This is a genomic window from Massilia suwonensis, assembly GCF_042655665.1.
Classification (GTDB): Bacteria; Pseudomonadota; Gammaproteobacteria; order Burkholderiales; family Burkholderiaceae_D; genus Telluria; species Telluria suwonensis.
Window position 1 is genome coordinate 211,907 of sequence record NZ_JBHSMR010000015.1, and the last position, 24,455, is coordinate 236,361.

Annotated in this window: 22 protein-coding genes; 3 read left to right on the forward strand and 19 right to left on the reverse strand. The window is 63.5% G+C overall.

Annotated features, from left to right (window positions below):
* The 4 genes from msrP to ACFPQ5_RS24515 form a co-directional block, all read right to left on the reverse strand.
* Complete coding sequence (gene msrP, locus ACFPQ5_RS24500) at positions 1–981, reverse strand: protein-methionine-sulfoxide reductase catalytic subunit MsrP (protein WP_379761711.1); 981 nt, start codon at positions 979–981, stop codon at positions 1–3.
* Between the two features lie 81 nt (positions 982–1,062).
* Positions 1,063–2,235, reverse strand: coding sequence for a c-type cytochrome biogenesis protein CcsB (ccsB, locus tag ACFPQ5_RS24505; protein WP_379761712.1), 1,173 nt, complete (start codon positions 2,233–2,235; stop codon positions 1,063–1,065).
* Between the two features lie 32 nt (positions 2,236–2,267).
* Complete coding sequence (locus ACFPQ5_RS24510) at positions 2,268–4,358, reverse strand: cytochrome c biogenesis protein ResB (RefSeq protein WP_379761713.1); 2,091 nt, start codon at positions 4,356–4,358, stop codon at positions 2,268–2,270.
* A 77-nt stretch (positions 4,359–4,435) separates the two neighbouring features.
* Entirely contained in the window at positions 4,436–5,110 is a 675-nt protein-coding gene (locus ACFPQ5_RS24515; protein WP_379761714.1) for a c-type cytochrome, read from the reverse strand.
* 154 nt (positions 5,111–5,264) lie between these two features.
* Between ACFPQ5_RS24515 and yihA the strand changes: the two genes are divergently transcribed.
* Both yihA and hemB read left to right on the forward strand, forming a co-directional pair.
* Positions 5,265–5,975: a ribosome biogenesis GTP-binding protein YihA/YsxC gene (yihA, locus tag ACFPQ5_RS24520; RefSeq protein ID WP_379761715.1), complete on the forward strand. Its 711-nt coding sequence runs from the start codon at positions 5,265–5,267 to the stop codon at positions 5,973–5,975.
* Between the two features lie 20 nt (positions 5,976–5,995).
* A complete protein-coding gene (gene hemB / locus ACFPQ5_RS24525) occupies positions 5,996–7,009 on the forward strand; it encodes a porphobilinogen synthase (RefSeq protein ID WP_379761716.1) in 1,014 nt (337 codons plus the stop codon).
* A gap of 70 nt (positions 7,010–7,079) precedes the next feature.
* Here hemB and ACFPQ5_RS24530 read toward each other — a convergent pair whose 3' ends face one another.
* The 6 genes from ACFPQ5_RS24530 to ACFPQ5_RS24555 all read right to left on the reverse strand — a co-directional run bounded on the left by ACFPQ5_RS24530 (position 7,080) and on the right by ACFPQ5_RS24555 (position 16,529).
* Positions 7,080–8,786 carry a tyrosinase family protein gene (locus ACFPQ5_RS24530; RefSeq protein WP_379761717.1) on the reverse strand — a complete coding sequence of 569 codons (1,707 nt, stop codon included), beginning with the start codon at positions 8,784–8,786 and terminating at the stop codon, positions 7,080–7,082.
* 202 nt (positions 8,787–8,988) lie between these two features.
* Positions 8,989–9,834, reverse strand: coding sequence for a hypothetical protein (locus tag ACFPQ5_RS24535; RefSeq protein WP_379761718.1), 846 nt, complete (start codon positions 9,832–9,834; stop codon positions 8,989–8,991).
* Between the two features lie 202 nt (positions 9,835–10,036).
* Entirely contained in the window at positions 10,037–13,183 is a 3,147-nt protein-coding gene (locus tag ACFPQ5_RS24540; protein ID WP_379761719.1) for an efflux RND transporter permease subunit, read from the reverse strand.
* Entirely contained in the window at positions 13,180–14,361 is a 1,182-nt protein-coding gene (locus ACFPQ5_RS24545) for an efflux RND transporter periplasmic adaptor subunit (RefSeq protein ID WP_379761720.1), read from the reverse strand. The genes ACFPQ5_RS24540 and ACFPQ5_RS24545 overlap by 4 nt, the downstream gene beginning before the upstream one ends.
* Positions 14,362–14,445: 84 nt before the next feature.
* Positions 14,446–15,804 (reverse strand): ATP-binding protein, encoded by a 1,359-nt coding sequence (locus ACFPQ5_RS24550; protein ID WP_379761721.1) that lies wholly within the window; start codon positions 15,802–15,804, stop codon positions 14,446–14,448.
* Positions 15,801–16,529, reverse strand: coding sequence for a response regulator (locus ACFPQ5_RS24555; protein WP_379761722.1), 729 nt, complete (start codon positions 16,527–16,529; stop codon positions 15,801–15,803). The genes ACFPQ5_RS24550 and ACFPQ5_RS24555 overlap by 4 nt, the downstream gene beginning before the upstream one ends.
* Before the next feature lie 201 nt (positions 16,530–16,730).
* Between ACFPQ5_RS24555 and ACFPQ5_RS24560 the strand changes: the two genes are divergently transcribed.
* Positions 16,731–17,270 (forward strand): Spy/CpxP family protein refolding chaperone, encoded by a 540-nt coding sequence (locus ACFPQ5_RS24560; RefSeq protein WP_379761723.1) that lies wholly within the window; start codon positions 16,731–16,733, stop codon positions 17,268–17,270.
* Between the two features lie 169 nt (positions 17,271–17,439).
* Here the strand turns inward: ACFPQ5_RS24560 and dsbD are convergent, their stop codons facing one another.
* The 9 genes from dsbD to secY form a co-directional block, all read right to left on the reverse strand.
* Positions 17,440–19,353 carry a protein-disulfide reductase DsbD gene (gene dsbD, locus ACFPQ5_RS24565; RefSeq protein ID WP_379761724.1) on the reverse strand — a complete coding sequence of 638 codons (1,914 nt, stop codon included), beginning with the start codon at positions 19,351–19,353 and terminating at the stop codon, positions 17,440–17,442.
* Positions 19,354–19,468: 115 nt separating this feature from the next.
* Positions 19,469–19,864, reverse strand: coding sequence for a 50S ribosomal protein L17 (rplQ, locus tag ACFPQ5_RS24570; protein WP_379761725.1), 396 nt, complete (start codon positions 19,862–19,864; stop codon positions 19,469–19,471).
* A 121-nt stretch (positions 19,865–19,985) separates the two neighbouring features.
* Positions 19,986–20,963: a DNA-directed RNA polymerase subunit alpha gene (locus ACFPQ5_RS24575; RefSeq protein WP_026354946.1), complete on the reverse strand. Its 978-nt coding sequence runs from the start codon at positions 20,961–20,963 to the stop codon at positions 19,986–19,988.
* Between the two features lie 116 nt (positions 20,964–21,079).
* Positions 21,080–21,703, reverse strand: a complete 624-nt coding sequence (gene rpsD, locus ACFPQ5_RS24580) for a 30S ribosomal protein S4 (RefSeq protein ID WP_056337619.1) — start codon at positions 21,701–21,703, stop codon at positions 21,080–21,082.
* Positions 21,704–21,937: 234 nt separating this feature from the next.
* The gene (rpsK, locus tag ACFPQ5_RS24585; RefSeq protein WP_005663404.1) at positions 21,938–22,342 is read right to left on the reverse strand and encodes a 30S ribosomal protein S11; all 405 of its coding nucleotides are present in this window, start codon (positions 22,340–22,342) and stop codon (positions 21,938–21,940) included.
* A 12-nt stretch (positions 22,343–22,354) separates the two neighbouring features.
* The gene (gene rpsM, locus ACFPQ5_RS24590; protein WP_056337616.1) at positions 22,355–22,720 is read right to left on the reverse strand and encodes a 30S ribosomal protein S13; all 366 of its coding nucleotides are present in this window, start codon (positions 22,718–22,720) and stop codon (positions 22,355–22,357) included.
* Positions 22,721–22,732: 12 nt separating this feature from the next.
* Entirely contained in the window at positions 22,733–22,846 is a 114-nt protein-coding gene (gene rpmJ / locus ACFPQ5_RS24595) for a 50S ribosomal protein L36 (RefSeq protein WP_005663407.1), read from the reverse strand.
* A gap of 32 nt (positions 22,847–22,878) precedes the next feature.
* Complete coding sequence (gene infA, locus ACFPQ5_RS24600; RefSeq protein ID WP_005663428.1) at positions 22,879–23,097, reverse strand: translation initiation factor IF-1; 219 nt, start codon at positions 23,095–23,097, stop codon at positions 22,879–22,881.
* A 20-nt stretch (positions 23,098–23,117) separates the two neighbouring features.
* A complete protein-coding gene (gene secY / locus ACFPQ5_RS24605; protein WP_136219944.1) occupies positions 23,118–24,452 on the reverse strand; it encodes a preprotein translocase subunit SecY in 1,335 nt (444 codons plus the stop codon).
* Between the last annotated feature and the right edge of the window lie 3 nt (positions 24,453–24,455).

Here is a 24,455-nt window from a genome sequence, read left to right on the forward strand (position 1 = left end):
TCAGAAGTACTTTTTCAGGTCCATGCCGGCGTACAGTGAAGCGACTTCCGGGTAGCCGTTGAACATCAGGGTTTCGCGCTTCTTCTTGAAGAAGCCGTCCTCGCCGATGCGGCGTTCGCTTGCCTGCGACCAGCGCGGGTGGTCCACTCTCGGGTTCACGTTCGAATAAAAGCCGTATTCGGACGGCGCCGACACGTTCCAGGCCGTCTTCGGCTGGTCGCGCATGAAGCGGATGCGCACGATCGACTTGGCGGACTTGAAACCGTATTTCCAGGGCACGACGACGCGTACCGGCGCGCCGTTCTGGTTCGGCAGCACCTGGCCGTACATGCCGACAGTGAGCAGCGTCAGCGGGTGCATGGCCTCGTCCAGGCGCAGGCCTTCGACATAGGGCCAGTCGAGCACGCCGCTGCGCAGTCCCGGCATCTGTTTGGAATCGGCCAGGGTCGTGAATTCGACGTAGCGCGCGTTGCCGTTCGGTTCGACCTGCCTGATCAGGTTCGACAGCGAATAGCCGACCCAGGGGATCACCATCGACCAGCCTTCCACGCAGCGCAGGCGGTACACACGCTCTTCCAGCGGCGCGAGTTTGGTGAGCGAGTCGATGTCGAGGCGCATCGGCTTCTTGATCTCGCCTTCGATGGACACGGTCCAGGGACGGGTCTTGAGCGTATGGGCGTTGTCGGCCGGGTCGCCCTTATCCAAACCGAACTCGTAGAAATTATTGTAGTTGGTCGCGTCCTTGAAGGCGGTACGCGGCTCGGTGGTGGACAGGGCCGGATTGGCTTTCGCCGCCAGCTTCTGCCCTGCCGGCGTTTGCGCGAAGGCTTCGCGGTTGGCCATCTCCCACAGCGCGCTGCCGACGGCGGCGCCGGCCGCGATGCGGGCGATGAACTTGCGCCGCTCCTCGTAGACTTCGCGCGGCGTGATTTCGGAGGAAAGCGGCGGGTTGCTGCCGTCGCGGCTAGGTTTGATGAGCATCGCTAACTCCAGGCAATTGAATCTTCACCTTACACGATTTCGTCAAATTAGCTTGCCGCGTTGCGGTTTTTTACAAAGGAGTTACAACTCTCCGTAAGAATGCAGTCCAGACAGAAACATATTGACGCCCAGGAAAGCAAACGTCGTCACCAGCAGGCCCACCACCGACCACCAGGCCGCCACGCGTCCGCGCAGACCGGACATCAAGCGCATGTGCAGCCAGGCCGCGTAATTGAGCCAGACGATCAGCGCCCAGGTCTCTTTCGGGTCCCAGGACCAGTAGCCGCCCCAGGCTTCGGCGGCCCACAGCGCGCCGAGGATGGTGGCCACGGTGAAGAAGGCGAAGCCGACCGAAATCGACTTGTACATGACGTCGTCGAGCACTTCGAGGCTTGGCAAGCGGTCGGCCAGGATGCCATGCGATTTCAGCAAATACGCGGTGCCGACCATCGCCGCCAGCGCGAAAGTGCCGTAGCCGATGAAATTGGCCGGCACGTGGATCTTCATCCACCAGCTCTGCAACGCAGGCACCAGCGGCTGGATCGCCGCGGCGTCGCGCGAGACCGTGTACCAGAGCAGGAAGGCGACGGCGGCGCCGATGATCAGCAGGACAAAAGCGCCCAGCTGGCGCGTCGCGTAGCGCTCTTCATAGTAAAGATAAAACAGGGCCGTGATCATCGCGAACAGGATGAAAACCTCATACAGGTTCGACACCGGGATGTGGCCGACGTCGCTGCCGATCAGGTAGGACTCGAACCAGCGCACCATCATGCCCGTAAAGCCGAGCACGACCGCAGCCCAGCACAGGCGCGAGCCGATCGCGGCGCCGGATGGCGAACGGGCCAGCAGGCCGATCCAGTAGAACACGGTCGAGAACGCGAACAAGGCGCTCATCCACAGGATCGCGGACTGGCTCGACAGCATGTACTTTAAAAAGAATTTTTGCTCGGCATTGACCAGCGCGCCGTCGTACAGCGATACGGCCCACAGCGACAGCAGGGCGACGAGCGGCATCAGCCAGCGCACCGGCTTCCAGTGCCAGCCCAGCGCGGCGAAGGTCGGCGCGGCCAGCAGCAAGATGGCGCGCTCGTAGACGTCCATGTAGCCGGCGTAGCGGTTCAGGGCGAACAGGGCCGCGGCCAGCAGGCCGGCGCCGAACAGCCAGTCGACCGCGCTCAGGCTGCGGAAATAACCGGGCGCTTCCTTGTAGGCTTCCTTGTGGGCCATGCCGGGCTTGAGTTGGGATGCTTCCATGCTTGTCTCCAGTACCAATTTTTTGGAACAGCTTACGCCGATTGCGCCAGCTTGGCTGACAGCTCTGCGTGTTCTTTTTCGAAATCCAGGGTCTTGCGCTGGGTGCTCATTGCCATCAGCGCGTGGGCGCCGCCCTCTTGCGTGCGCACCCACACCCACAGGCGCCGCTCGCGAATATAAAACATGGCGAAGATGCCGGCGATCAGCAGCACGCAGCCGAGATAGACGATCTTCTTGCCAGGCGAACGCGTTACCTGCAGTACCGAAGCTTTGACTTCATGGAATTCCTCGAGTTGCAGGTAGACCGGGGCGCCGTAGAAGAAACTGTCCGACAGCGCATTCGTCGCCAGCTGCAGGAAGCGCGCATGGGTGTCGTTGCCTTCGATGGCCGGCAAGCCCTCGCGTGCGCGCGCCGCCTGCCACAGCTCCCACAGCACGCCGTTGAGCATCTTGATGAAGACGCCGGCCGCCTTTTCCTGCTCAGCCGCGGGAATTTTTTCCAGGAATTGCGCCACGGCGACGAAGCCGCCCGGCGTACCCACGCCTGCGAACATGCCCAGCGTGCGCTCGGCCGAATCGCGCAGCTGTTCGGCGAACGCCGCGCCGCCGGCCTGTCCCTGCCCCATGGTGCGCGTGGCGTAGCGCTGCGCAGCCTCGGCACGCAGGGCCGGATCGGCCAGCGCCGCGCGCAGGCGCATCCATTCGCGCACGCTGTAGGCGTCGTCGGCGGGAATACGCAGGAAGCGGAAGGTTTCCGATGGGCTGGAACGCACGCCGGCCAGGTAGACCTGCGCGCCTTCCAGCGTCACCGGCTGCATGTAGTTCAGGAATTCCTTGGCCTGCCCGGTCTGGTCGCGCAACTTGTATTGCACGCTGGGACCGACATTTTTCAGGTCCTTGTTGTCGGCATGCTTGCCGGCCGAACCGGAGGCCTTGCCCAGCGTCGCCGCGAACTGCTCGTTGAGCGTTTGGCCCTTTGCCACCGCGCGCGGATCGTTGCCGGACACGTTCTCGACGTTGAATGGCCTAAAACCCGACCACTCGACCGAGAAGCTGCTGCCCGCCGCCTTCAGCTCGGTCGCGCCATTGACTTCGCCGGCAATATTAAAAGCCTTGGCATCCGGACCCGTCATCGGGAAGCCGGTCAGTTTCAGACGGCTGCCGCCATCCTCGAAGCTGGACTGGTAGACGGCAACGCCCTTGTAGATCAGCGGTTCGTTGACCTTGATCGTCGCCGGAAAGGTTTTATTCAGTTCGCGGTCGTGCACGAGGACTTCGCTGGCGAACAGCTTCGGCATCCCGGTCGAATAAAAATCGATGTTGAATTTCTTGAGTTCGATGTCGAATGGCAGTTCCTGCAGCAGCGAGCCGCTGGCTTGCTGGATGGTGGCCACGCGTCCGGTCTGCCCTTCGGCCAGCAGGATGTTGCCGCGGTAAGTCGGGTTGTTGACGCTGAGGCGGTGCTGGGCCGGCACGTCGCTGATCAGGCCGCCGCCCATGTAGGGCGTCTTACCGAAGAACCATTGCTGCATGCGGATGGGCAGTTCGGAGTCGAGCATGCCGCCCAGCAGGATCACGATGATGGCCGTGTGTGCGAAGATATAGCCGAACTTGTTGCCTGCGCCCTTCTTGGCCGCGACCAGGGTGCCGTGTTCCTTCTCGACGATTTTCACTTTGTAGCCGGCATGGCCCAGGCGCACGGCGCTTTGCTCGGCCAGTGCGCGCGCATCGAGCGGCGCGGTCCACTCGGCCTTGTGGTGGAAATTGCGCAGCGACTCTTCGCGCACGCTGTCGCGCCAGCTGCGCATGTCGCGCATCATCTTCGGGGCGTTGCGGATTACGCACAGGCTGGTGGAGACGATCAGCACCAGCAGGATCAGGAGGAACCACCAGCTCGTATAGACGGTATACAGGCCGAGCTTGCGGAAGACTTCGTACCAGAAGGGACCGAACTGGTTCACGTAGTTCGGCATGATGTCGCCCTGGCGCAGCACGGTGCCGACGATGGCGGCGATCGCCAGGATCACCAGCAGGCTGATCGCAAAGCGCATCGACGAGACCAGCTCGACGGTTTCGGCGAGCCAGGAGCGGCGCGTTTTCAGTTCAATTCCGGTGGTGCTCATGCTACTTCCTAGTTTGCAGCAAAAAGGGCGTCAGCTCACGCTGCCGCCCTTTTCATTACTTCGTCATGCGTGATTTTTTAACGCAGGCCGGCGATGTAATCCGCCACTGCCTTCATTTCATCGTCCGACAGGCGCTGCGCCAGTGCCGTCATCTGCGGGCTGTTCTTGCGCGCACCGGTGCGGAAATTCACCAGCTGGGCGGTCGTGTAATCCTGTTGCTGGCCGGCCAGGCGCGGATACTGGACCGGGATGCCGGCGCCGGCGGCGCCGTGGCAGCTGGCGCAGGCGGCAACGCCCTTCTCGGCGATGCCGCCGCGATAGATCTTGCGGCCCAGTTCGACGGTGTCCTTGTTCTTGGCTGCGCCCTGCTTGGTCTTCTGGACGGCGAGGTAGGCGGCGACGTTGCGCTTTTCCTCGTCGGTGAGCATCTTGGCGTAGGTGGTCATGACCGGGTTCACGCGCTGCGGCGTCGTGAAGTCGACCAGCTGCTTATGGGTGTAGGCTTCGATCTGCGCCGAGAGTTTCGGGTTCGCTGCGATGCTCGAGTTGCCGTTGGCGCCGTGGCAGGACAGGCAGGCCGGCAAGCCGCGGGCGGTATCGCCGCTTTCGTACAGGGTGGCGCCTTTGGCGGCGTCGGGTTTGGCGGGGCGCTGCGCTTCGGCTGCGCCAGCGACGTTGCTGAGAGCCAGGGTTGCAACCAACAACGATTTCACGAACACCGCGTTAGCGGACGATACAGACACACGATTCATTCGAGCACCCTGAAAAAGTCGACAACAGATTTATTGTAATTACAGCGGCCTAACCGGCTCCCACAGGGGCAGCCCATACAATTGATAACCCCTTATTGTACAATAGCTTTGTTTCCTCATTGCTTCATTTCATTGCCTTTTTCACCTCTCTTCCATGTCCAAACTCTGGCAAGCCCGCTTCTTCACGACCGTCAACCAGCTGCGCGATCTCCCCAACACCGTGGTGCCGGAGATCGCCTTTGCCGGCCGTTCCAACGCGGGCAAGTCGACCGCGATTAATATCCTGACCAACCAGAAGGGCCTGGCATTCGCCTCGAAAACCCCTGGCCGCACGCAGCACATCAATTATTTTTCGATCGGCGGCGCCCACGTCGCCCAGCATCGCAAGGACCCGACCATCGTCGAGGAAATCCGTGCCCTGCTGGTCGACTTGCCGGGTTACGGCTATGCGGAAGTGTCGGGCAATGCGAAATTGCACTGGCAAAAGCTGCTGGGCGACTACGTCCAGCGGCGCGAGCAGCTGGCGGCCCTGGTCCTGATCATGGACTCGCGCCGTCCGTTCACCGACCTCGACGTGCAGATGCTCGAATGGTTCGCCCCGACCGGCAAACCGATCCACTGCATTCTCACCAAGGCCGATAAGCTCAACCGCAACGAGCAGGCCAACGCCCTGCGCGAAGCGAAAGGCGTGCTGGAAAGCTATGTCGACGAAGACGGCGAAGGTTTTCCATTTACCGTGCAACTGTTCTCGGCCCTGAAGCGGATCGGCATCGAAGAAGCGGATGCCAAGATCCAGTCCCTGATCGGCCTGGACATCGAGCCCGAGATCGACGATTCGATCGACGGCGGCAGCGATCCCGACTAATCCTGAAGAAAGCGATCACGATGAGTTCCATCATTACCGGCCAGTACCCCGCCACCCGCATGCGCCGCATGCGCCGCGATCCGTTCTCGCGCGCCCTGATGCGCGAAAACACCGTCACCGCCTCCGACCTGATCTATCCGGTCTTCATCCTCGACGGCGAGAACCAGCGCCAGCAGGTGGCCTCGATGCCGGGCGTGGAACGCGTGTCGGTGGACCTGTTGCTGAAGGTGGCGGAAGAATGCGTGAGCCTCGGCATCCCTGTGCTGGCCCTGTTCCCGGTGATCGATGCCTCCCTGAAAACCTATGACGGCGTGGAAGCGACCAATCCCGACGGCCTGGTGCCGCGCGCGGTGCGTGCCCTCAAGAAGCACTTCCCGGAGCTGGGCATCCTGACCGACGTCGCGCTCGATCCGTACACGACCCACGGCCAGGACGGCCTGCCGGACGAGACCGGCTACATCGTCAACGAAAAGACGATCGCGATGCTGACGCGCCAGGCGCTGGCCCAGGCCGAAGCCGGCGTCGACGTCGTCGCGCCATCGGACATGATGGACGGCCGCATGGGCGTGATCCGCAACGCCCTCGAGCAGCGCGGCTTCATCCACACGCGCCTGATGGCCTATTCGGCCAAATATGCCTCGGCCTTCTACGGCCCCTTCCGCGACGCCGTCGGCTCGGCCGCGAACCTCGGCAAGGCCGACAAGAACACCTATCAGATGGACCCGGCCAACAGCGACGAGGCCCTGCGCGAAGTCGCCCTGGACCTGGCCGAAGGCGCCGACATGGTGATGGTCAAACCCGGCATGCCCTACCTCGACGTGGTGCGCCGCGTGAAGGAAGAGTTCAAGGTGCCGACCTTCGCTTACCAGGTCAGCGGCGAGTACGCGATGCTGAAAGCGGCGGCGCAGAACGGCTGGCTCGATCACGACAAGGTCATGATGGAGTCGATGATGGCATTCAAACGCGCCGGCGCGGATGGCGTGCTGACCTATTTCGCGCTGGACGTGGCGCGCAAACTGAAGGCTGGCGGATAAAAATCGCACCCTCGCGATTCGAATAAAAAACCGTGCTGCAGCACGGTTTTTTTACGCCTGCACGCCGGACTCAATACGCCTCGACATTCACCCCCACCAGTTCCACCTGTGCCGCGTCTCCCATCCCGTGGTGCCCCATCGCCGCATGCAGCGGCACGACGCGTACCCGCAGGCCGGCGCCGGCATCGCTGCGCTGGCTGGTGCCGGCCGTGCCCAGCTTCTCGCCCAGCGGCAGCGCGAAGGTCAGCGGGCCGCCGTGGCGATGGTGGCCGAACATCATGATGGTGCCGAGGTAGAAGGGGCTGTTCGCATCGACCGAGGACAGGTCGTCGGGGCCGTTCAGCACCACTACGTAGGGGTCGTGCGCCATGTCGGAGAAGCTCAAGGTGACGTTGGCGACCAGCGTGAGCCCGGCAGTCGCGGCGGCCTCGATCGTCGCGGCCGGCACGGGCACGTGCGCACTGGCCGGCTGCTCGCTGCCGACCCGCCGGGTCAGCACCTTCCCCGGGAAGGAGCGCGGGCCCGCCGGGCGCGAGCGCGGCCGGCTGTCGGTGCGCGGCACCACGTCTTCGCCGGAGCCGGGCTCGTAGTCGTAATTGAATGCCGCCATCGCCGCATAGGCGCCGGCGCGGGTTTCCTTGACCGGGGCGCCCTGCGCGTCGACGAAAAACAGCAATTGCTCGCGCGCCCAGCGGTAGTAGTCGGTCGCCTTCTCTGCGGCTGACTTCTGGTCCTCCGGCAAATCGGTGCGCAATTCCGCGCCGCTCGGCAAGGTCGGCAGTCCGAGGCGCTGCTGCTTGCGTTCCCAGACATCCCACAGGCGGTCCATGTTGCCGTGGTGAAGGAAGAAGATCGGGTCGACCGGCGACAGCATGTCGGCCATGAAGCCGCGCGACTCGACGAAGTTGCAGTCGCGCGAGCCAACGCAGCGGTGCACCGAATTGTGCGGCTTCGATTCCAGGATACCGAAGCCGGCCGAGGTGCCGTGGTTCGCCGTTTTCGGGCTGGCGAAGGTCGGGAAGTCGGGTGCGGCGAGTGCGGCGCGGATCGTGGCGCTGGAGACCGAATCGCTGGTGGCCGCATTGAATTCGGGACGCTCGCGGCGCAGGCCGCGCGCGCCGGGCTGGTCGTAGAACAGGCGTCCGGACGGGTCGCTCACGATATCGAACATCAGGTCCTGTTCGAAGCGCACGCTGCGCCCGAGCAGCTGGCCGAATTGCGAATTGCGGCTGAAGACGCCGTTGGGCGAGGTCCAGTAAGCGGAATTGGCGATCGCCGAACGAAGGCGGACGTCGAAGTCGACAGCCGTCGGGATGTAGGCGTCGTGGTTGGGGTCGAGCACGTCGTTGAACATGCCATCGGGAACCTTGGGCTCCGCAGTCCAGTCCCAGTAGGGCAAGGCGAAGCGCGGATAGCCGCTCAGTTCGCGGCAGATCTGCTCGAACCAGCCGAGATAGGCACGGTGCCAGGGCAGGAACCACCAGTTGCCGTGCGGGCAGTCGAGCGTGTGAATGATGGCGTGGCGATACCAGTTGCGCGGATCCTCGGGTGGCAGCGCCAGCATCGCGCGCACCGCCTTCGCGTACATCTTGAGCATGTGCTTGCCGACGGGACTGGATGCATTGGGACGGTGCCAGGTACGTGCATGCGTTGCGGACACTGGAGGCGGGGCTGCGGACAGGCCGAACGGCATCATGCCGGCGGCGAGGGCGGCGCCGGTCTTGACCAGGGTGGCACGGCGCGAGGGATCGAAGGCGGATGGGGGCTTCTTGCTCATGGGTGGCTCCGGGAAGGATCGCCCGCCTGCGCCCGGGGTGGGCACGAACCGGCTGGGCATGCATCCAGCCTAGCTCGTCCTTAAGGCCTACCCATAATGCACCGCAAAGGTGCAGTTCGGTTACCGCACACTGTATCGACGTTGTTTTCAGCAGAAAAGAAAACGGCCGCATCAGCGGCCGCGAGGTCGTGCGGAAAGCCGTTCAGCGCGCCGGCGGCCTGTACTCCGGGAACATCTCTTTCATCAGGAAGGCCTGCAATTCGGCCGTATCCTTCGGCCGCGCGCTCATCGTGATGACCTTGCCCAGACGATGCGAATCCCATTCGAAGTCGCCCGATTTTTCGCGCCGGATCAGCTCGATCATCTTCTTGACGACGGCCGTCTCGACATCCGGCTCGCTGCCCTGCTCCACCGTTACCGAGGTGAGCCAGCGGCGCTTGAAGTTCGGGTTCCAGCCGCGGAACTTCAGGTCCATGCTGTGGAAGGTCTTGTTCGAGATCGAGAAGATGCCGCCGCTTTCGTTGGCGTCGTCCTGGCCACGCTTGTTGATCGCGGCAATGTTCGCCAGCGCGGTGCGGGTGCCGCGCGCGGCTTCGCTTTCTTCCGTCGTGGTGCTCGGGTCGGTGGCGCCGCGTGCCTGGCGGCGCTTGGCGATGTATTCCGCCATATCCATTTCCGGCGGAATCTCTTCGCGCTTCGGTTCCGGTGGCGGCTCGACCTTGGCCACTTCGACCGGTTTTTCGTTCGGTAAGGTAATGGTGTCGGGCAGGCGTTCGACGCGCGGCGTCGTCGGGCGCGGGGTAGCCTTGTTCGGCTTGGTCGGCTTGGCGGTTGCCGACTTTTGCGGCGGCGGCGGGGACGGTTTCTTCAGCGGCGCGACATACACGACTTCGCTGCCATCGGGCGGGCGGGCTTTCTTTTCCGGCTTCTCGGGCTGGTAAAAATACAGCCCCACCAGCAGCAGGTGCAAGAGGATCGTGACGGCCAGGCCGGTGCGGCTGGTGCGCCGGTCGCCATACTGCGGCACGGCAGGACCGGGGCCAGGCAAGGGCTGCCCGCAGTGTTGGCACACTTCGCCGTGCTCTACGCAAATATGGGATTGGTCACGCAAAATCGGTTGCACTTTCCGGATAGCCATTAACGCGACACGCGGCCGCGTGCGAAGTCTACCCGGTTTGAGTCCACTACGCACGGCCGCGTTCCGCGTACAGCTTACAGGCTAGGTATCCTGATGGTTGTTACAGGATGTTTCAGCCGATCCGCACGTGCGGGTGTTTCACCGGTTCGTGCTGGACGTGGGCCGCGTCGGAAGCTGCCTCGGCCGCCGCCACGTCGTCGTCCGTCATCGGACCGCTGCCGCTGTACTTGTCGAGGTACAGGTAAATCACCGGCGTGATGTAGAGCGTGATCACCTGCGAGAAGATCAGGCCGCCGACGACGGCCAGGCCCAGCGGCTGGCGCAGTTCGGCGCCGGCGCCGATGCCGAGCGCGATCGGCAGCGCGCCCATCATCGCGGCCAGCGTCGTCATCAGGATCGGACGGAAACGCAGGATGCAGGCTTCGCGGATCGCCTCGACCGGCGTCATGCCGGCATTTCGCTGTGCATCGAGGGCGAAGTCGATCATCATGATCGCGTTCTTCTTGACGATACCGATCAGCATCAGGATACCGATCATCGCGATCAGGGTCAGGTCCATGTCGAACAGCCACAGCGTCAGCAAGGCCCCGACCGCCGCCGACGGCAGGCCGGCCAGGATCGTCAACGGGTGGATATAGCTCTCGTACAGTACGCCGAGCAGCACGTAGATGACGCCGATGGCCGTGATGATCAGCACCAGCTGGCTCGATTGCGTGTCCTGGAACACGGCCGCGTCGCCGCCGTACTGCGTGATGACGGAAGCCGGCAGCTTCATGTCGCGGCCCATCTGCTCGATCGCCGCGGTGGCGTCGCCCAGCGGCACGCCCGGCGCCAGGTTGAAGGCCAGCGTAATCGCCTGCAATTGTCCCTGGTGGTTGATCGCGATCGGGCCGACCGTACGGCGCACGTTGGCAAAACTCGACAATTTGACCAGTTCGCCGGACTTGGCGCGCACCGACACCTTGGCCAGCGCGTCGTCGTAGTAGCGGTCGGCTTCGGCCGCTTCCAGGATCACGTAGTAGCTGGCCGCGCTCGAATAAATGGTCGAGACCTGGCGCTCGCCGAAGGTGGCGTACAGCACGGTGCGCACGCTCGCCATGTCGACGCCCAGCAGGGCCGCCTTGTCGCGGTCGATGTCGAGGGTGGCCTGCAGGCCGCGGTTCTGCGAGTCGCTGGTGACGTCGCGGAAGATCGGATTGGCACGCATGCGCTCGAGGAACTGGTCGGCCCAGCCGCCGATTTCTCCGCCGGAGACGCTCTGCAGCGAATACTGGTAGCGGCTTTTACTCGGACGGCCGCCCAGTTGGAGATTCTGCACCGGCGCCATGTAGACCTGCACGCCGGCGATGCCGCGCGTGGCCTTGCGCAATTCGTCCAGCACTTCCGGCATGGCCGGGCGCTCGGAACGCGGCACCAGCACCAGGAACATGCGGCCGGTATTGCCGCCGCCGGTGAAGGAGGTGACGCTCTGCACGTTCTTGTTGGCGCGCACGGCGTCGACCACCTTGCCCTGCAATTCCTGCAGCTTGAACGAGGACGTGTCTTCGGAGGCTTCGACGGTCACGCGCAGCTGGCCGATGTCTTCCTCGGGGAAGAAGCCTTTTGGCATGGTCGAATACAGGATGACGGTCAGCACCAGCGTGCCGAAGGCCATCATGAGCACCAGGAAACGGTGGCGCAGCGCCGTGTCCAGGGTGCGCGCGTAGCCGTTGCGCACGCTGGTGAACATGGCTTCGAAGCGGCGTCCGACCCAGGACATCTCGTGCGGCTCGATGTGGCCGCCGCCCTTGATCAGGCGCGAGCACATCATCGGCACCAGGGTCAGCGACACTGCCGCCGAGACCAGCACCGCCAGGCCGACGATGACGGCGAATTCGCGGAACAGCAGGCCGATCACGCCCGGCATGAAGAAGATCGGGATGAACACGGCCACCAGCGAGATCGAAATCGAGATGATGGTGAAGCCCATCTCGCGCGAACCGACCAGGGCCGCGTGGAAGGGCTTTTTACCCAATTCCATATGGCGCACGATGTTTTCCAGCACCACGATGGCGTCGTCGACCACCAGGCCGACGGCCAGCGTAATGCCGAGCAGGGAAATGTTGTCGAGGCTGTAGCCGAAGGCATACAGCAGCGACAGCGCGCCCAGCAGAGAAATCGGCACGGTGACGGCCGGAATCAGGGTCGCGGTCAGGCGGTGCAGGAACAGGAAGATCACCAGGATGACCAGCACCACGGTGCCGGCCAGGGTCAGGTTGACGTCGTGGATCGCTTCGCGGATCGACACCGAACGGTCGTTGACGAGGTGGATCTTGATCGAAGCCGGCAATTGGGACTCGAATTTCGGCAGCAGCGCGCGCACCGAGTCGACCACCTGCACGGTATTCGCGTTCGGCTGGCGCTGCACCATCAGCACGATGGAACGTTCGCCGTTCAGGCTGCCGGCGGCTTTCACCGACTGGTAGCTGTCTTCGACATTCGCCACGTCCTGCAGGCGCACCGGCATGCCGTCGCGGGTGGCGACGATCAGCTTGGCGAAGTCGGCCGCCTTCATCAGCTGGCCGCCGCCCTGGATGGTGAGCGTCTGCGCCGGACCGTCGAGCACGCCCAGCGGCGCGTTCGAGTTGGCGGCGCGCAGGGCGTTCGCCAGTTCGTCCATCGAGATATTGCGCGCGTTCATCAGGTCGGAACGGGCGCGCACCCGCACGGCGAAGCGCTTGCCGCCGTTCACCGTCACCTGGGCAATGCCCGGCAAGGTCGAGATCGCCGGCGACACCATGTTCTCGGCGTAGTCGTTCAGCTCCGACAAATTCATCGACGGCGAGGTCATGTGCATGAACAGGACCGGGGCGTCGGCCGGATTGATCTTGCGGTAGGACGGCAAGTCGGTCATTTCCAGCGGCAGCTGGCGCTGGGCGGCCAGCAGTGCGGCTTGCACGTCCACCGCCGCCTTGTCGACGTCGATCTTGGTGTCGAATTCGAGGGTCAGCGAGGTGTTGCCCTGGGTGCTGGTTGAGGTGATCAGCTTGATGCCGGCAATGGTCGAGAACTGCTTCTCGAGCGGCAGCGCCACCGAGGACGCCATCGTCTCGGGGCTGGCGCCCGGCAGGTTGGCGTTGACGTTGATGACCGGCGTGTTATAGCTGGGGAGCGCCGCGACCGGGATGTGCATGTAGGCGAGGATGCCGACCAGCACCAGGCTGATCGACAGCAGCACCACCATCACGGGACGGCGGATACACAGTTCGGACAAATTCATGCCGCTTTATCCTTTCCCGCCGCAGTTGCACCCTGGGCGCCCTGCTGGGGCTTGGCGCCGGCTAAGCGCACCTTGCCGCCCGGACGCAGGTTCTGCTTGCCTTCGGTAATGACCTGTTCGTTGCCGTTCAGACCGGTCACCGCCGCGTTCAGGCCGAATGCATGCTGGCGCGTGATCGGCACCATGCGCGCAGCGCCGTTCTCGGCCACGTAAACGAAGGTGCCCTGGGCATTGATGATAATCGCATTTTGCGGAATCACCACGGCGTCGCGGATCGTGCGCACGGTGACCCGGGTATTCACGTATTGTCCGGGCCACAGCAAGCCCTCGCTGTTGCCGAACTGCGCCTTCACACGGATGGTGCCGCTGGTCGGATCGACCGTGTTGTCGACAAAGGAAAGTTTGCCGCTCACCGGCTTGGCGTCGCCGCCGGTAGAGGCTTCGACGGTGACCGCGCCCTGTTTCTGGGCGGCCAGCAGCGAGCCGAGGCTCGATTCCGGCAGCGTGAACGCGACGTCGATCGGGTCGAGCTGGGTAACGGTCGTCAGCGAGGTGGCGGGCTGCACCAGGCTGCCCGGGTAGACGTTGATGGCGCCGACGCGGCCCGCCATCGGCGCACGGATCGTCGTATAGCTGGCGTTGACCTGGCTGGCGCGCGCGGCGGCGCTGCTGGCGGCCAGTGCGGCGCGCGCGGCGTCGACCTGGCTCTTCAATGTATCGACGGCGCTTTGCGCCAAGAATTTCTGCGCCACCAGGTCCTGGCTGCGCTTGTACTGGCGCTCGAGGTCGGCCAGGTTGGCGCGGCCGCGCGCCACTTCCGCTTCGGCTTGCGCCACGCTGGCGCGGTCGCTGCGGTCGTCCAGCGAGAACATCAATTGCCCCGCTTTCACGAACTGGCCTTCCTTGATGTGCACTTCGCGGATCGTGCTGGTCGTCTGCGGGCGCAGGTCGACGGTGCGCTGGGGCGTCACGGTGCCGTTCGCTGCGACGTCGACGCCGACGTCCTGGCGCTGCGGAGTGACCACGTTGACGGTCGTTGGCGGCATCGCGCCGCCTTTACCGCCGGGGCCGCCCTGGCCGGACTGGCCCTCGCTTGATGCGCCATGGTTCATGTACCAGGCACCGCCGGCACCGGCGGCCACGACGATGACGATGATTGCGAGCGTATTCTTTTTCATTCAAGTCCCTTACCGCGCGTGTCGGCGGCTTTATCAGTCAATGTGCGATGAAGTCGATCAGTATGACACCGGCATATGACGGCGTCATTTATTCGGGTAGTACTCCGGCAGCATGAGGGTGACCTCGAGGCCGCCCTCGGGATGGTTCGCCAGCGCGATGCTGCCGCCGTGCTGCTCGGCGATGTTACGGGCGATCGTCAGGCCGAGCCCGGTACCGCCGGATTCGCGCGAACGCGAGGTTTCCACACGGTAGAACGGATCGAACACGCGCTGCATTTCCGCCTGCGGAATGCCGGGGCCGCCGTCGCGCACGCGGATGCGCGCCGCGCCGTTCACGCGGTCGACCGTGACCTGCGCCTGGTGGCCGTATTTCACCGCGTTGTCGATCAGGTTGCCGAGGCAGCGGCGCAGGTCGAGCGGGCGGCCCAGCAGCGCCATGCCCGAGCGCCCCGTCAGCGCGACGGCCTGGCTGGCATCGGCCGCATCGTCGCAGACGGAATCCAGCAGCGAATCGAGATCGACGCACTGCATGCTCTCGGTAGTGTCCATGCTGCGCGCCAGGTCCAGTCCTTCGCGCACCATGGCTTGCATTGCCGACAGGTCGCCGATCAGGCGCTCCTGGAGGTCGTTATCCGCCACCTTCTCCAGGCGCAGGCGCATGCGCGTGAGCGGGGTCTGCAAGTCGTGGGTGATGGCGGCCAGCATTTGCGTGCGCTGGAAAATGTATTGGCGGATACGCGCCTGCATGGCGTTGAAGGCGGCGCTGGCCTGGCGGATCTCGCTGGCGCCGGTGAGATCGAGCGGCGCGCGGTTGATGTCGTGGCCGAGATCCTGGGCGGCCTGCGCCAGCTGTTTCAGTGGCCGGGTCGTCATGCGTGCGACCAGGTAGGCCAGGATGGCGATGCTCAAGAAGAACAGCGCCAGCACGGCGCGGTAGTCGGTTTCGGCGGAAACGAGCGTGCGCGGCGGCAGCACGGACAGGTGCAGCTGCTCGCCGTCGCGCAGGCGCACGTTCAGGTTCTCGCAGGCGCCGCGCCATTCGGCGCTGAGCAGGCCGTACAGCAAGGGCATGCGCGGCGGATGCGCGCAGGCCGCCGGCGGCTTGGCGGCGGCCTCGATCCGGTAACCCTTGCCCATCCGCTCGGACAGGGTTTTCGCGAACGGGGTCGGCGTTGCCGCCGACGCTTGCGGCGGTCCCGCTTCGAGTTGCAAACCAGGGCGGTTGGCGACGCCGAGGTAGGCGCGGCGCGTCGAGGCCGGCACGATTTCCGTCGCCATGATGAGTTGCTCGGCGCGTTCGATCAGGGTCTGGTCGCGCTGGCGCTCGAGCACGCGCTGGCGCTCGACGTCGGCCAGCCACTGGGTCAGCGCTGCCGAAATCAGGATACCGAGAAGCAGGGTTGCAAAGACACGGCCCGTCATCGAGCCGAGGAAGGCTTTCACGTGGTCGGCTCCACGGTTACCTGGCCGGCCAGCACGTAGCCGCCATTACGCACGGTTTTGATGATTTGCGGCATCCGTGCGTCCTCGCCCAGCTTCTGGCGCAGGCGGCTGATCTGGATGTCGATCGAGCGGTCGAAGGGATCGGCGTCGCGTCCCTGCGTCAGGTTCAGCAGCTGGTCGCGGTTCAGCACGCGGTTCGGGTGTTCGAGGAAGACGCGCAGCAGGCGGAACTCGGCGCCCGAGAGCATGATCACCATGCCGTCCGGATTGAGCAGGTGGCGCGCGGTGAGGTCGAGCGTCCAGCCCGAGAAGCGCATCTGCTGGACGTTCTCGGCCGGCGCATTCGATGGCATCGCATGCGAGCGGCGCAGCACGCTGCGGATGCGCGCCAGCAGTTCGCGCGGCTCGAAGGGTTTCGGGAGGTAGTCGTCGGCACCCATCTCCAGGCCCAGGATGCGGTCCAGCGGCTCGTTACGCGCGGTCAGCATGATGACGGGCAGGCTCGAGGTGGCGCGGAGTTTACGGCACAGGGTCAGGCCGTCGTCGCCGGGCAGGTTCAAGTCGAGCACGATCAGGTCGGGACGGGCCTCGTCGAGGATCTTCCACATCGCCACGCCGTCGCCGGCGGCCAGCGCGCGGTAGCCGTTCGACTCGAGGTAGTCGGCCAGCAGTTGGCGGATGTCGCGGTCGTCGTCGACGATGAGAATGGTAGATGGATTGTCCATGATCGCAATTATCCTTGCTTCTATGGGGCATGAACAGCGGGTTTGTATCCGTATGTATATGAAATAACGAAGGAAACAAACTGATACAAAGTGCGTGGCAGCGGACACGCTGGGCTTACATTTTTTCGCGATGATGGATTCCGTGCAGTGAGTGGTTCACGCACAAATACCGACTGACTCACACACCAACAAGGACCTGAAATGAACACCTTTCGTAAAAATGTCTTGATCGCCCTGACCGCTTTCGGCATCGCCGGCCTTGCCGTCGCCCAGACCGCACCGGCCCAGCCGGAACAAGGCCGCCACGGCCACGCCGTCAGCGCCGAGCAGCGCGCAGCCTTTAAAGCCGAACGCCAGGCCAAGCGTGCCGAGCGCCAGGCGCAGCGTGCCGCCAAGCTGCGCGCCGAGCTGAAGATCACGCCGCAGCAGGAACCGGCCTTCGCCGCCTTCCTGGCCGCGGGCAAGCCGGCCCGGCGTCCGGACGCCGGCGCCCGCGCCGAGCACGGCAAGCTGGCCACCCTGCCCGCGCCGCAGCGCCTGCAGCAGCACATCGAGCGCCAGAAGCAGCGCACCGCCCGCATGGAGGCGCGCCTGGCGGCCCTGAACAACCTGTACGCCGTGCTGACGCCGGAACAGAAGCAGGTACTCGATAGCAAGGCAGTGCGCTTCGGCGGCAAGCACCGCGGTCACCGTGGCCACGGCGGCCATCATGGCGAGCGTGGCGCGGCAGTGCAAAGCTAAATCGTTTAGGTAATAAAAAGACAAGGGATGCCTCTGCATCCCTTTTTTTGTAGGGTGGACTCCGTCCACGCGGTTGCGGTGCGTGCTCAGCGCTGACGTCTCCGAATTGCGGTAGTGCGACGCCGCCCGTGCACCGCGTGGACTCGGGAGTCCACCCTACATTTCGTAGCTATTCGAGCTTTTGCAGCGATGCCAGGAATTTGTCTGCGTTCTGGTAGCCGATCACGCGGCTGTCGGGTATCTCGGTTCCGTCCTTGCCGAACAGGATGATGCCCGGCGGCCCAAACAAGCCGAAACGCTTCAGCATGGCTTTGTCGGCCGCATCGTTGGCGGTGACGTCGACCTGCAGCAGCAGCGTGTTCGCGAGCTTGGCCTGCACGGCCGGCTCGACGAAGGTCAGCTTTTCCATTTCCTTGCACGAGACGCACCAGTCGGCGTAGAAGTCGAGCATGGCGGTCTTGCCGCGATTCGCAGCCAGCACGGCGTCGAGTTCGGCGACGGTTTTCACACGCTTGAACATCAGGGCGTGCTTCGCGTTGCCGGTCAGGTGCGCCAGCGGCGCGAGCGGATCGCGCCCGCCGGTGGCCAAGCCGACGACCTGCAGGGCTCCCAGAATGCCGAACACGGCGCCGAAAGCGATTGCCGCCCAGTGACCGCGCCGGCTCAGCAGATAGGCGCCGTAGCCGAGCAGCAGGGCCGCCCACAGGATCATCTGCAGCAATGCCGGCAGCACCGGAGACACCAGCCACAAGGCCATGCCCAGCATCAGCACGCCGAAGAAGCGTTTTACGGAGTCCATCCAGGCGCCCGCGCGCGGCAGCAGCGAGCCGGCCGAGACGCCGACCAGCAGCAGCGGAATGCTCATGCCGATCGCCATCGAGAACAGCGCAGCGCCGCCGACCAGCACGTCGCGCGTCTGGCTGATGTACACGAGGGCGCCGGCCAGCGGCGCGGCCACGCATGGACCGACGATCAGGGCGGAAATAGCACCCATCGCGAACACCCCTGCCAGCTTGCCCGAGGCCTGGCGGCCGGAGGCGTTGGCCAGTTTCGTCTGCATCGCGGCGGGCACCTGCAGCTCATAGAAGCCGAACATCGACATCGACATCGCCACGATCAGCAGGGCAAAGGCGCCCAGCACCCAGGGGTTCTGCAAGGCGGCGGAGAGCCCTTCTCCGATCAGGCCGGCGGCCACGCCCAGGGCCGTGTAGACGATCGCCATCCCCAGCGAATAGGTGACGGACAAGAGCAGGCCGCGCGAGCGCCTGGTTTTGCCGCCCTCGCCCACGATGATGGACGACAGGATCGGCACCATCGGCAGCACGCAGGGCGTGAAGGCCAGGCCCAGGCCGAGCAGTGCGAAAGCGGGCACGATGGCGAGCAGGCGGCCGCCTTGCAGGATGGCGCCGATGCTGGCCATGTCGGACGGCGCGGTGGTCGCGGCGGGCGCCTGCGCAGGTGCCGCTGCCGGGGCTGGAGCCTCCACAGTGGGCGTCGTTGCGGACCCGGCCTGCTTGCCGGCGGGTGCGGAGGCAGCGACGCTGGCCGGCCCTTCACTCAGCGGCGCCGAGGACAGCGCGATCGACGACTGCGGCGCGGCGTTGGCCCCGATCGGAATCGACGGCTGCGCGGTGCCGCCGCCGGCGGTCAGGCGCGCGCTGTGCTCCTGCGGCGGATAGCACAGGCCGGCATCGGCACAGCCCTGGCTGGTCGCGTTGAGGGTAAAGGCACCGCCGCTCTCCACGGGAATGCGGATCGTCACGCTGCCGTGGTAGGTCTCGACCTCCTTCTCGAAGGTCTGGTCATACTTGACCTTGCCCGGCGGGATCTGCGGCTCGCCCAGCGCCGCTCCCGTTGCCGTGAATTTGAAGCGCTCGCGGTACATGTAGTAGCCGGGCGCGATGTCGTAGGTGACGACCGCGGTGCGCTCGTTCTCCATACGTGCGGAGAATTTGAAGGCGACGGCGGGATCGAGGAAGTCCTGCGCACGGCCTGGCACGGCCAGCAGCATGATGGACAGGAACAGGAGCGTCAGCGCGGCCAGCAGGGGCATTGGGGCTGCACGAAAACGGGTGATCAACATGACTTCCTTTGATGAACATGGCGCAGCGGAATGGTACACCGGGCGGCACGCCACCGGGTAAAGGCGAAAAAAAACCAGGCACGGGGCCTGGTTTTTTTCGTTCGCATGAAGCGATTTACTCGGCGGTCGGTGCTTCTTCAGCCGAGCTCACTTCCGGACGGTCCAGCAGTTCGACGTAGGCCATTGGCGCATTGTCGCCCACGCGGAAACCCATCTTCAGGATGCGCAGGTAGCCGCCGTTACGGTTGGCGTAACGTGGGCCGAGTTCAGCGAACAGCTTCTGCACCATTTCGCGGTCGCGCAGGCGGGCGAATGCCAGGCGCTTGTTGGCCAGCGTGTCGGTCTTGCCCAGGGTCAGGATCGGTTCGATGACGCGACGCAGTTCCTTGGCTTTTGGCACGGTGGTCTTGATGGCTTCATGACGCAGCAGCGAGACGGTCATGTTGCGCAGCATGGCGAGACGGTGGGACGAGGTACGGTTCAGCTTACGGAGGCCGTGACGGTGACGCATGGTACTTCCTTTCGAGTGTTTAATTTCCAGTTCTTCGATCGTTCATGCATGAGCATGACCGCGGACCGGTTTATAGGGTTTAAGACTGCCCGGACAACATTGTCCGGGCAGGTACTGCGAATTACTTCTCGAGGCCTGCAGGCGGCCAGTTCTCGAGTTTCATGCCCAGGGTCAGGCCGCGCGAAGCAAGGACTTCCTTGATTTCGTTGAGCGACTTGCGGCCCAGGTTCGGCGTCTTGAGCAGTTCGTTTTCCGAACGCTGGATCAGGTCGCCGATGTAGTAGATGTTTTCTGCTTTCAGGCAGTTGGCCGAGCGGACGGTCAGTTCCAGGTCGTCGACCGGGCGCAGCAGGATCGGATCGACCAGCGGAGCACGCGACGGTGCTTCGGCGGCGGCTTCCGTGCCTTCCAGGGCAGCAAACACGTTCAGCTGGTCGACCAGCACGCGAGCCGACTGGCGAATCGCCTCTTCCGGGGTGATGACGCCGTTGGTCTCGATGTTGATGATCAGCTTGTCCAGGTCGGTACGCTGTTCGACGCGCGCCGATTCGACGGCGTAGGACACGCGGCGCACTGGCGAGAACGATGCGTCCAGGATGATGCGGCCGATCGTCTTGTTGGTGTCTTCCGACAGGCGACGGACGTTACCTGGGACGTAGCCACGGCCCTTTTCGACCTTGATCTGCATGTCCAGCTTGCCACCGGCGGTCAGGTGAGCGATCACGTGATCCGGGTTGATCAGTTCCACGTCATGCGGCAGATCGATGTCCGATGCCAGGACGGCGCCTTCGCCTTCCTTCTTCAGGGTCAGGGTCACGGAGTCACGGTTGTGCACCTTGAACACGACGCCCTTCAGGTTCAGCAGCAGGTCGACGACGTCTTCCTGCACGCCGTCGAGCGACGAGTACTCGTGCACGACGCCGGCGATGGTGACTTCGGTCGGCGCGTAGCCGATCATCGACGACAGCAGGACGCGGCGCAGCGCGTTGCCCAGCGTGTGGCCGTAGCCACGCTCGAACGGCTCCATCACGACTTTGGCGTGACCGGCGCCCAGGGCTTCGACGTCGATGATACGTGGCTTCAACAAACTATTTTGCATGAAATGTCCTTTTCAATACCCTCGGCTCGTTACACCGATAAGGCTGATGGCATGGTTAAAACTAAGAAACGCAAACGCCCGCTCGGTGATGAGCGGGCGAAATTACTGTCTAACGATTAACGCGAGTACAGTTCGACGATCAGTGCTTCGTTGACGTCGGCGGCGATCTCGTTACGCTCTGGGAACGAACGGAAGGTGCCTTCCATCTTCTTGGTGTCGACCGACAGCCAGCTCGGCATGCCGATCTGTTCAGCCAGCGACAGCGCTTCGACGATACGCACTTGCTTCTTGGCCTTTTCGCGGACGGCGATAACGTCGCCGGTCTTGACGGCGTACGAAGCGATGTTCACGACGTTACCATTGACGGTGAAGGCCTTGTGGCTCACCAGCTGACGCGCTTCAGCGCGGGTCGAGCCGAAGCCCATGCGGTAAGCGACGTTGTCCAGGCGCGATTCCAGCAGCTTCAGCAGGGTTTCGCCGGTGTTGCCCTTGCGGCGCGACGCTTCTGCGAAGTAGCGGCGGAACTGACGCTCGAGGATGCCGTACATGCGCTTGACCTTCTGCTTTTCACGCAGCTGGTTGCCGTAGTCCGAGGTGCGGGCACCCGACTTGACGCCGTGCTGGCCTGGCTTGACGTCCAGTTTGCACTTCGAGTCGAGCGAGCGGCGTGCGCTCTTCAGGAACAGGTCGGTGCCTTCACGGCGCGACAGTTTTGCTTTTGGTCCGATATAACGTGCCACGTTGAATCCTTTAATGTATTAATCACGCCCCAGAGGCATCCTTGAGGATGCGGCAGGCGCTAGTCCGACCCGTAGATGAGCGGACGTGGCTGAAAAGATGTCCCGCACCGAGGTGCAGGACGACAACAGCCGGGCAGTATACCCGAATTCGGGTCACTGCACCGGCTTTTGCTACTGCTTACTGCGCAAGCGGTGTACCGAAAACAACTGGGCAGCAGAACTGCCCGGCCGAATTTAGATACGACGACGCTTTGGAGGACGGCAGCCGTTGTGCGGAACTGGCGTCACGTCCTGGATCTCGGTGATCTTGATACCCAGGTTGTTCAGTGCGCGGACAGCCGATTCACGGCCTGGGCCTGGACCCTTGATGCGCACTTCCAGGTTCTTCACGCCGCTTTCCTGTGCGACCTTGCCGGCTGCTTCAGCAGCGACCTGAGCTGCGAACGGAGTCGACTTACGCGAGCCTTTGAAGCCTGCGCCACCCGACGTCGCCCACGACAGAGCGTTGCCCTGACGGTCGGTGATCGTGATGATGGTGTTGTTGAACGAAGCGTGGACGTGGGCGATGCCCTCAGCCACGTTCTTCTTGACTTTCTTGCGAACGCGCGCTGCTGCTGCGCTGCTTTGTTGCTTAGCCATGGTCAGTTCCTATTATTTCTTCAGCGATTGAGCGGCCTTACGCGGACCTTTGCGGGTACGTGCATTGGTACGGGTACGCTGGCCGCGCACTGGCAGGCCCTTACGGTGACGCATGCCGCGGTAGCAGCCCAGGTCCATCAGACGCTTGATGTTCATGGACAGTTCGCGGCGCAGGTCGCCTTCCACGACAAACTTCGCAACTTCGTCACGCAGTTTTTCGAGTTCGTTGTCGTCCAGGTCCTTGACCTTCTTGTTGGTCGCGATACCAGTCGCGTCGCAGATCTTCTGCGAACGTGGACGGCCAACACCGTAGATCGCCGTCAGGCCGATAACAGTGTGCTGATGATTTGGGATGTTAACCCCTGCAATACGTGCCATTCGTTATTCCTCTTAACCTTGACGCTGCTTGTGACGCGGCTCGACGCAGATCACGCGGACCACGCCCTTGCGCTTGATGATCTTGCAGTTGCGGCAGATCCGCTTGACTGAAGCATTAACTTTCATTTTGTACTCCTGGTGAGATTACTGAATATTTTTTACTTGGTGCGGAATACGATGCGCGCCCGGGACAAGTCGTACGGCGTGAGTTCCACCGTTACCTTGTCTCCCGGGAGAATGCGGATATAGTTCATCCGCATTTTACCCGAGATATGCCCCAGGACCACATGCCCGTTTTCCAGCTTTACGCGAAATGTCGCATTTGGGAGATTCTCGAGAATCTCGCCTTGCATTTGGATGACGTCGTCTTTTGCCATTCGGTCTCTTCACTCCCCGCTTATCGCGTCGGAATTCCGCCCTTGAAGTTCGCCTTGCGCAGCAGCGATTCATATTGCTGCGACATGACGTAGTTCTGCACTTGTGCCATGAAGTCCATCGTCACCACCACGATGATCAGGAGCGACGTGCCGCCGAAATAGAAAGGAACTTTCCAGAACGACTGCAGGGCCTCCGGCACCAGGCACACGAGGGTGATGTAAACCGCACCAGCGAGGGTCAGGCGCATCAGGATCTTGTCGATGTAACGGGCCGTCTGGTCACCTGGACGAATGCCAGGAACAAACGCACCGCTCTTCTTCAAGTTGTCCGCCGTTTCCTTGCTGTTGAATACCAGCGCGGTATAGAAGAAGCAGAAGAAGATGATCGCCACCGCATACAGCAACGCGTGGATCGGCTCACCGGTACCGAGCGAAGCAGCCAGGTCCTTCAGGAACCCGATGACCGGGCCGCTGGAGTCCTTGCCTCGCGTGTACCAGTCGACGATCGTCGCCGGGAACAGGATGATCGAGGACGCGAAGATCGGCGGGATCACACCGGCCATGTTCAGCTTCAGGGGCAGGTGGCTGGTTTGGCCACCGTACACCTTGTTGCCGACCTGGCGCTTGGCGTAATTCACGAGGATCTTGCGCTGTCCGCGCTCAACGAACACGACTGCATACGTAACCGCCACCACCAGGATGACGATGAAGATCGCGGCGATGCTGCTGATCGAACCGTTCGAAACCAGGGTGAACAGGCCACCCAGCGCCGACGGCAGACCGGCTGCGATACCGGCGAAAATAATGATCGAGATGCCGTTGCCGAGGCCACGTTCGGTGATCTGCTCGCCCAGCCACATGAGGAACATGGTGCCGGTCAAGAGGGTCACGACCGTGACGAAGCGGAAGCCCATGCCCGGGTCGATCACGAGGCCCTGCTGGGCTTCGAGCGCGACGGCGATGCCGAACGCCTGGAACAGAGCCAGTGCCACCGTGAAGTAACGGGTGTACTGGGTGATCTTGCGGCGCCCTGCTTCGCCTTCCTTCTTCAGCGCTTCGAGCTGCGGCGAAACGATCGACCCCAGCTGCATGATGATCGAAGCCGAAATGTAGGGCATGATCCCGAGTGCGAACACGGTAAAGCGGGACAAGGCACCACCCGAGAACATGTTGAACATGCCCAGGATGCCGCCTTCGTTCTGCTTGAACAGCGACGCCAGCGCGACCGGGTCAATCCCGGGAACCGGGATGTGAGCACCGATGCGGTACACGACCAATGCGCCAAGCAAAAACCACAGCCGACCCCAGGGGAAGCCGGCGGCGGCGCTTTTACCAAGTTGTGAATTAGTCGCCAATTT